The organism is Halobacillus sp. BBL2006 (genome assembly GCF_000786645.1).
Lineage (GTDB): Bacteria > Bacillota > Bacilli > Bacillales > Halobacillaceae > Halobacillus.
Window position 1 is genome coordinate 1 of sequence record NZ_JRNX01000205.1, and the last position, 1,621, is coordinate 1,621.

At 41.2% G+C, this 1,621-nt stretch carries 2 protein-coding genes and 1 pseudogene; all 3 read left to right on the plus strand.

The window, feature by feature from the left end:
* Positions 1 to 372: 372 nt before the first annotated feature.
* Positions 373 to 546: a hypothetical protein gene (locus tag LD39_RS22550; protein WP_156112584.1), complete on the plus strand. Its 174-nt coding sequence runs from the start codon at positions 373 to 375 to the stop codon at positions 544 to 546.
* A 194-nt stretch (positions 547 to 740) separates the two neighbouring features.
* Positions 741 to 1,433, plus strand: a complete 693-nt coding sequence (locus tag LD39_RS07180; protein WP_035544563.1) for a response regulator transcription factor — start codon at positions 741 to 743, stop codon at positions 1,431 to 1,433.
* Positions 1,430 to 1,621: pseudogene (locus LD39_RS07185) on the plus strand (sensor histidine kinase); the annotation flags it as partial. The gene LD39_RS07180 and the pseudogene LD39_RS07185, both read left to right, overlap by 4 nt.

Genomic DNA, 1,621 nt, shown 5'->3' on the forward strand with positions numbered 1-1,621 from the left:
TATGCTTATATCGGGATCGCAGCGATTGGTCTTGGATTATTGCTGCTCGTCTTAACGAAACCGATCCAGCGCCTTATGCATCTTGAGAAATTGGAAGATGAAGAGGAGCAGGCAGCATAGAAAGTTTTGAAACTTAATAGAAAAAAGCCTGATTCTTATACTAGCGAGAATCAGGCTTTTTAATTCCATTAATGAAGAGCAACGCGCGAATTAAATCTCTCGAGCCCATTCGTAAAGTCGAATTGTTTGCAAAAAACGACAAACTTCAACATAATCTTTTGGTATAGGATGCCGTTACATGCCGCTTAACAAACGATCCAGGTGATGTTTTGAGGCCCATCCGGAATTTTTTATAGAAAGAAGGCGGAACTTATGAGGATAAGGGAAGATTTCGTGCGTATCATGGATCAGAGAGATCATCTAGTAATGGAAAATAAGCGGCTTCAAGAGCAGTTGGAAGAAGAACGGATGAAAGTTTCCTTGTTGAAAAAAGAGATCGAGGAAAGTAATTCTTTTTCTAAGAAAGAAATTACGAGTATAGGCTAAGTACATTTTAATAATTAATAAACTTGGTAGGGCAGGTTCTCTTCAGCAGTGAAGAAATTGGCTCTTTTTTTTATTTATTGATAGATCAACAGATTCTTTTCCTTTAAATCCTCAAGTACATATAACATTGTTCTAAAAAATTCCAAAGCTGTGCTAAACTACTGGTAAACCATACGTACGAATGAGGGATGACGATGAGTAAGCCATCAATCTTAGTAGTAGAAGACGAAGAGAAAATTGCCCGGGTACTGGAGTTAGAGCTTGAATATGAAGGATATAGTGTCGTCAAAGCTAATGATGGATTAGAGGGAATGCAGCAGTTCCGGGAAAACTCGTGGGATTTGATTTTGCTGGATGTGATGCTTCCTGGCATGAGCGGGGTGGACCTTTTACGACGGATGCGTTCAGGCGGGGACGAAACGCCTGTCATTATGCTGACAGCAAAGGATGGACTGGAAGATAAAGTAGAAGGACTCGATCTCGGTGCAAATGATTATGTAACAAAGCCTTTTCAAATCGAGGAACTATTGGCTCGGATTCGCGCTGCTTTAAGAACGAAAACTAAACCAAAAGAAGTCGAGCAGGGTGTAATGATATTAGCTGACCTAAAGGTGAACGAGGCGACCCATGAGGTTTTCCGCGGAAAGGAACAGATTGAACTCACAGCGAAGGAGTTTTCTCTGCTTGTTTATTTTATAAAAAACCAGCGACAGGTTTTAAATCGGGAGCAGCTTCTCGATCACGTCTGGGGTTATGACTATTACGGGGATACCAATATCGTTGATGTGTATGTGCGTTACTTACGGAATAAAATGGACAAAGGCTATGAACCGCAGCTTCTTCATACCGTCAGAGGTGTCGGTTATGTGCTGAAGGATCCGCGATGAAGCTGACCAATAAGATTCATGTGTTCACAACGGTATTGTTTATTCTGCTTCTGGTGCTGATAAACGTTGCGATTTATTTCTCGTTTAAGCAAATTATGTACAACAGTGAGCTAGATCAGGCGAAAACCGAGGCAGAACAGGTATTGAGTGGGATCAGTGAAAATCAGAATGCAGCTGCTACGCAGGAT

What these genes read in the sequence shown, in the direction of transcription:
- LD39_RS22550 (WP_156112584.1), top strand. Translation starts at nt 373, where the DNA reads ATGAGGATAAGGGAAGATTTCGTGCGTATCATGGATCAGAGAGATCAT.
- LD39_RS07180 (WP_035544563.1), top strand. Translation starts at nt 741, where the DNA reads ATGAGTAAGCCATCAATCTTAGTAGTAGAAGACGAAGAGAAAATTGCC.